Below are 5,933 nucleotides of genomic sequence, written 5' to 3'. Positions count from 1 at the left end.
GCAAGCCTTTGTGACTGAGCTGGTCGATCGCCCGGAGGATTTGGCAAATGCGATTGCGATTAACTCAACGATGTTTAATGGCGCGCGCTTAATCGGCCCTGCGATCGGGGGGTTATTAATTGCTAGAGTTGGGGAAGCTTATTGTTTTTTGATTGACGGGGTTAGTTATATTGCGGTGATTGCAGCATTACTAGCGATGCGCTTTCAACCCAAGAAAATGCCCAAAATTGCTGGTAGTCCACTCCAACGAATTAAAGAAGGTTTTATCTATGCCTTTGAATGCCCGCCGATTAGAGCGATTTTATTGTTATCGGCTTTAGTGAGTTTGATGGGGATGCAGTACACGGTACTCGTCCCGGTTTTTGCGGATAAAATTCTCAATGGCAATGCTCAAACATTAGGATTTTTGATGGCAGCTTCGGGCGTGGGTGCTGTCTTTGGTGGTGTTTATTTAGCTACACGCACAACGGTAGTCGGCTTAGGTAAATTGATTATTCTCGGGCCAGCATTGCTCGGGATTGGCTTGATTACTTTTTCCTGCTCGCGGCATTTACCACTGTCCTTGCTGGCGATGTTGACGATCGGTTTAGGGATAATTTTACAGGTTGCCTCTGGCAATACAGTGCTTCAGACGATTATCGATGATGATAAACGCGGACGCGTGATGAGCTTATATACCATGTCATTTTTGGGCATGGTGCCATTCGGTAATCTCTTGGGTGGATCGATCGCCGATCGCATTGGCGCTCCCAATACACTAGCGATTGCGGGGATTGCTTGTCTGCTGGGTTCGCTGTTTTTTAGCCGTCAATTACCAGCATTAAAGAAGATCGTCCATGCGATTTACGTGCGAAAAGGTATTCTACCTGCTTAAAGTTGTGTTACTCAGTATTGCGGTGACAATTAACATCTGGAGTTAAGACTGTGGCAAATTGCTGCTTTAGGCACTTTATTGACTCAAAGAGAACAGTTTCACTCCAATCGCTTAGGCGATAATGTATCGATCTACAATCTGGCGACTCAGCAACGGATCGATGAATTGACCCAACTATCGATCGGTAGAGGTAGCGACGCACTGACCGCCCAAGCTCGGGCTGATAATTCGATCGCGAGTACGATCATCTTATTTTTTAAGAAACTTAAAGGAGCTGGAGCTGCTGGGGGTCATTGATTTGACGATCGCAATTTAGTAGTATGATATCTGTCTATCGGTAGAGCCATAAATCAGAGCGAGTGTGTATAAATGAATTGTATAAACCGATTGCAAATAGATAGTAAGGAGCGAAAACAAATCTCTAAATTACTATCATTGAAATATCAAAATTTAACCGCATAAAATATGTTGCAAATATTAGAAACTTGGACTAATATATTAGATTTTTTGGGACAAGCTTGGTGGGTAGAAGTTTTAACACTTCAGCCAAAATGTACCTACTATTTCGGCCCTTTTGCCGATCGCCAACAGGCCAGCTACGCACTCCAAGGCTACATTGAAGACTTAGAGTCCGAATCAGCTCAAGTTCTACATACCAAGATCGAGCGGTGTAAACCCGCGCAATTAACAATTTTGGAAGACGCCCCTGCATGAATAATAGTGAATACTGAAGAAGTGCTGCTGTTTACAAATGTCAATTCGTATTTTTGCTAACCTTTATTTGAAATAGCGATCGTGAAAAAAATCACCAGCTCACGATCGCCTTTTTTAATTGTTTTAGACTTAGTGTTCCTCTCGATCGATACTCATCTCGATTAAATTTTCCATCACGTAACTATGTTGAATATCGAAGAAATGCGGCAAGATGAAATTCACGAATTACTACACAAAACTGGTTACGGTCATTTAGGATTTATCGATGCAGGCAAACCGCAAGTGATGGCAATTCATTATTATCTCCACGATACAGATATTTATCTGCTGACAACTGCAAAAATGAAGCATCATCAATTAGATGCAAATCCCGAAATTTGTCTGCAAGTTGAAGAAATTCATAGTCCCTTACAATGGCGAAGTGTGGTTGTCTCTGGTAGGGCTGAATGCCTGAGTGTCGAACCAGATATCGTTGGCGTAGCCTCTCGGAACGAGAATCGAGCCATCAAATATATCAAGCAGCGCAATCCGGCTTTTTCACCAGCTAGTAATCGGACGTGGATCGATTCTTGGGGACATGGCGAAGCAATTGCCATCTATTCGGATCGAACGCGAACATATGAGCGGACGTGCCACAGATGGAGTTAGTACTCAAAATATGCACAGCCTAACTAATTAGACAGATCTCAATCTCTATCGATCGATAGACCAATCGCCTTTAAATGCAACTGTCTGCCAGAATTTTAGCACCTCATCCTCAATCGGCGATCGGGTACGAGCGATATCTCTATCTGTGGACAGAGAGAATAATTGAGACAGATTGTTTACGATCGTCATGTTGAACTAGCAAAATTTATTTAGAGGCAGAATTTCATGAGCGACCTAATTGTTGTCGGTTTTAAAGACGAATTTAAAGCAGATGAGGTGATGAATGAACTCCGCAAACTCCAATCTCAGTATTTAGTTGACTTAGAAGATGCCGCTGTAGTCGTCAGAAATCAAGAAGGCAAAGTCAAAATCAAACAAGCTCAAGAACTCGTAGCTGCTGGTGCAGTGAGCGGTAGCTACTGGGGAGTCTTACTGAGTGTGATTTTCTTCAATCCTATTTTTGCACTGGTTGGTGCGGCGGCTGGTGCCCTCTCCGGCGCACTCAGCGATATCGGTATCGATGACAACTTCATGCGCGATCTTGGCAGCACGATCGAACCGGGAACTTCGGCAATCTTTGTTTTAGTTCGCAAATCTACACCCGATCGCGTATTAGAAGATCTCAGCAAGTTCGAGGGCAAAGTTTTACGGACTTCATTATCTAAAGAAGACGAAGCCAAGCTGCAAGAGGCATTATCGTCCAAAACTCCTGCAACTGTCTAGCATAGTAAGACCTAATATTCCAAGTGGGGGTAATCCATTGATTATCCCCATCTTGAATATTGAGGAGCGCGTAACTCATACCAAATTAAGTTTACCAGACGACAGATCGGCTCCTCCCCTTTATAAGGGGAGGTTGGGTGGGGTAAAGATCTGTCGCTTTAACTCTTTAAATTGGTATCACCATCTCTACAAGGATCGCCGCAAATCAGCACGATCGATCGCCAGTCTGCTCGGTTACATCGACTGCATCGATCGCCTCGCTATTTCGCAAATTTGGCAATCGAAATATCTAGTCCCATAATAGTAAAGGTTTTAACCATTCTCTCTCTAATGGTACGTTAGAGATCGGCAGATAGATGGATGAGTATTTCAAGATAAATTTATATATTTATAAGTAATTAACTGTTGGTAATCTCACCAAAAGGACTCGAATAATCATGGCCCTTCATAAGATTAAAGACTTCGATCCAGAATATAGCAAGCACTTTGACGATCGCGATGTCAAAGGGATGGATCTCTATGTATCAGACGAAAAAATTGGTTCTGTAGATGACATCTTAGTAGATGATGACGGACAATTTCGGTATTTGGCAATTAGTACTGGTGGCTGGATTTCAGGTAAAACGGTATTATTGCCGATCGGTCGCGCTCAGATCGACTACGATAAAAAACGTGTTTACGCTCAAAATCTTACCAAAGCGCAGGTTGAAGCTCTCCCAGAATTGACTGAGGAAACGTCAGTCGATTACGATCATGAGGAAAGCGTGCGGGGCGTTTATCGGTCTACCATGCCCGGTGCTACAGCCACAGCACCCGCGATGGGTGTCGGCTATACTGGTGCAACGATGCCAGCCAGCACTCATGACGAACCCATGCTCGGCGTCGAAGACGAGTATCTAGAGCCACAAGGTGCGATGAAGTACGATCGCGATACCTACTCTCACGATCGAGAACCGGATCTGTATGAGATGAAAGAGGATACACATCCTAGCTTCAAGCTCTATCAAGAGCGCTTAGTTGCCAGCAAAACCCGTCAGAAAACTGGCAATGCTGTCATTAACAAGCGGGTCGAAACTGAAACCGCCCAAGCTTCAGTACCTGTCGAAAAAGAGCGCATCGTCATCGAACGGATGCCTGCGACTGGGACGACGGCGGTAGCTCCTGGTGAAGCTACATTCCAGGCTGGCGAAGTATCTCGCGTCGATGTCTATGAGGAAGTGCCAGAATTTCACAAAGAGGCGTTCGTCCGCGAGGAAGTACGCATTAATAAAGTTGTAGAAAAAGAGACAGCCACCACTCAAGAGCAAGTTCGTCGTGAAGAACTTGATGTGAATGTTGATGGTCATCCGACGATCTCTGATGGCAAACTCTAAGCGATCTTAGACTGCAAAGGTCTTCTAATGTCGTAGTGGTAATATTGAGGTAGGAGTAATTCATAAATTGCCCCTACCTCAATGAATATTTATACATTAGCAAAAATCAGCCGTCAAAAATCTTCGCGATCGAGCCAAAACTGGAGCAGTTAGCCACCCGCGATCGTTTCAAAAAAATCTGCTCCAGTAACTTGCAAAAACACATCATTCTGAGAAAGACCATGCTTGCTGACGAATTTAAATCTAGTCAACACAATGGCGGAATCGAGGGGCGCGAATCAGTTGTTACTCCCACAAACATTCTGACCGAAAAAGTTATTTCTTTGTTAGAAGAGCGATTAGTAGTCGATTTGACCCGTCGCAAAGTTGGCGATATTGTCGTCCGTAAAGAAATTGAAACCCAGCTTGTACAAGTACAAGTTCCCATTCGTCGCGAAACGCTGATTGTCGAGCAAGTCAGCCCAGAATACAAGCGGATTGCCCAGATCGATCTCGGCACAGAACAGGTCGATACTACAGCAATTGCCCAGAGGATCGAGCGTGAATTTAGTTCGAGCGCGGGTGATAAGTCTATTACTGTAGAATTAGTTGGCAGCGATCGTCGCACCATTCAGGGTCGCAATTATTCACCACAAGCAGCCAGCGATTTGCTTGCCGAACTAGCAAGTTTACCCGATCCGGACTGGGCAAATATCCAGATCGAAATCGTGCTCGATAACTCCGATCGTCAAGCTAATTATCAAGCAGTACTCGATCGTCACAGTCAACTATAGCAGTCCGATGTGATGTGCAAGAATATTGTAGGGTGTGTTATCGCGTAACGGCTCGCGCTCGTCGGCTTTGCCGACGGTTTAGCGGCGTTTTTATTCAGGGGGAACCCCCGAATAAAAAACGACAAGACAGCGTAACGCACCAAAATCTATCTGATTTGCAAGAATATTGTAGGGTGCGCGATAACGCACCAAAAACTAATAAACTTCTAGCCCTGCTCAATTGTCGTCGGATTCGCGATCGCTCGCCGCTGATGCTTACGGATCGCATAGTAAACCCCGCCAGCCCCGATCGCTATAAACGGCGTAAACGGTAGCAACCACAGTAGTCCTAGCGCCAAATTCGTAGCTAGACTTCCGGCGGAGTGAGTTGAATTTTTCCAAGTTTCCCCGACCTGTACTCCAAAACTATACTAGGCACCTTTAACGTCAGCGTAGTCTGGCGATGTCTATTACTATCTTGCGGTCTCTTATCCTGCAAATCATAGACATCACCTTGCTTGTGCCTAAGAATCTGACGCAGTTGCACCATTGTCTGATCGATCGACTCCACTCGTAGCCACAGCTCTGCTGTTTTGACCAATGCAGGTTTTTGAGGCATTGGTGTAACGGATTGAGATTCGGAATCGGCTACTAGATAAACACCTAAAAGTGATTGCTGGCAAGGAATTTGCCCAGATCGGAAAATCTTTTCCCAAAAAGGGTTGACAATCCTAGGCAGACAAGATATATTAGTAAAGCGGTCGAGGGAAACAGCCCAGCGGAATCGACGAAAGTCGCTCCTAGAGCCAACTACCTTCACCACTGAACCTAGACAACTATATAGTTTGA

At 44.8% G+C, this 5,933-nt stretch carries 9 protein-coding genes; 7 read left to right on the top strand and 2 right to left on the bottom strand.

Annotated features, from left to right (window positions below; translation table 11 throughout):
- The 7 genes from RMO52_RS03700 to RMO52_RS03670 form a co-directional block, all read left to right on the top strand.
- Nucleotides 1-874: MFS transporter (locus tag RMO52_RS03700; protein ID WP_310410947.1), on the top strand; the 874-nt coding region annotated here is incomplete at its 5' end.
- A gap of 78 nt (nt 875-952) precedes the next feature.
- On the top strand, nt 953-1,171 hold the full coding sequence (locus tag RMO52_RS03695; RefSeq protein ID WP_309739266.1) for a hypothetical protein: 219 nt from the start codon (nt 953-955) through the stop codon (nt 1,169-1,171).
- Between the two features lie 168 nt (nt 1,172-1,339).
- A complete protein-coding gene (locus tag RMO52_RS03690; RefSeq protein ID WP_309739264.1) occupies nt 1,340-1,588 on the top strand; it encodes a DUF1816 domain-containing protein in 249 nt (82 codons plus the stop codon).
- A 183-nt stretch (nt 1,589-1,771) separates the two neighbouring features.
- Nucleotides 1,772-2,236 (top strand): pyridoxamine 5'-phosphate oxidase family protein, encoded by a 465-nt coding sequence (locus tag RMO52_RS03685; RefSeq protein WP_310410943.1) that lies wholly within the window; start codon nt 1,772-1,774, stop codon nt 2,234-2,236.
- A gap of 225 nt (nt 2,237-2,461) precedes the next feature.
- Nucleotides 2,462-2,959: a DUF1269 domain-containing protein gene (locus RMO52_RS03680; RefSeq protein ID WP_309739260.1), complete on the top strand. Its 498-nt coding sequence runs from the start codon at nt 2,462-2,464 to the stop codon at nt 2,957-2,959.
- A gap of 437 nt (nt 2,960-3,396) precedes the next feature.
- Entirely contained in the window at nt 3,397-4,332 is a 936-nt protein-coding gene (locus tag RMO52_RS03675) for a DUF2382 domain-containing protein (RefSeq protein WP_310410940.1), read from the top strand.
- Nucleotides 4,333-4,553: 221 nt separating this feature from the next.
- Nucleotides 4,554-5,105, top strand: a complete 552-nt coding sequence (locus RMO52_RS03670) for a DUF2382 domain-containing protein (RefSeq protein WP_309743225.1) — start codon at nt 4,554-4,556, stop codon at nt 5,103-5,105.
- 206 nt (nt 5,106-5,311) lie between these two features.
- On the opposite strand, the gene RMO52_RS03665 is transcribed toward RMO52_RS03670, so the two are convergent.
- Nucleotides 5,312-5,443 (bottom strand): hypothetical protein, encoded by a 132-nt coding sequence (locus tag RMO52_RS03665; protein WP_310410937.1) that lies wholly within the window; start codon nt 5,441-5,443, stop codon nt 5,312-5,314.
- An 8-nt stretch (nt 5,444-5,451) separates the two neighbouring features.
- A partial coding sequence (locus RMO52_RS03660) for a hypothetical protein (RefSeq protein WP_310410934.1) occupies nt 5,452-5,933 on the bottom strand: 482 nt, incomplete at its 5' end.

This window comes from Chamaesiphon sp. OTE_8_metabat_110, assembly GCF_031382685.1.
Taxonomy (GTDB): domain Bacteria; phylum Cyanobacteriota; class Cyanobacteriia; order Cyanobacteriales; family Chamaesiphonaceae; genus Chamaesiphon.
Note: the sequence above shows the minus strand (reverse complement) of the source record. Positions and strands in the feature narration are given on the sequence as shown.

Excerpts from the sequence above, each read along its gene's own strand:
- RMO52_RS03690 (WP_309739264.1), top strand. The coding sequence starts at position 1,340 with ATGTTGCAAATATTAGAAACTTGGACTAATATATTAGATTTTTTGGGA.
- RMO52_RS03685 (WP_310410943.1), top strand. The coding sequence starts at position 1,772 with ATGTTGAATATCGAAGAAATGCGGCAAGATGAAATTCACGAATTACTA.
- RMO52_RS03680 (WP_309739260.1), top strand. The coding sequence starts at position 2,462 with ATGAGCGACCTAATTGTTGTCGGTTTTAAAGACGAATTTAAAGCAGAT.
- RMO52_RS03675 (WP_310410940.1), top strand. The coding sequence starts at position 3,397 with ATGGCCCTTCATAAGATTAAAGACTTCGATCCAGAATATAGCAAGCAC.
- RMO52_RS03670 (WP_309743225.1), top strand. The coding sequence starts at position 4,554 with ATGCTTGCTGACGAATTTAAATCTAGTCAACACAATGGCGGAATCGAG.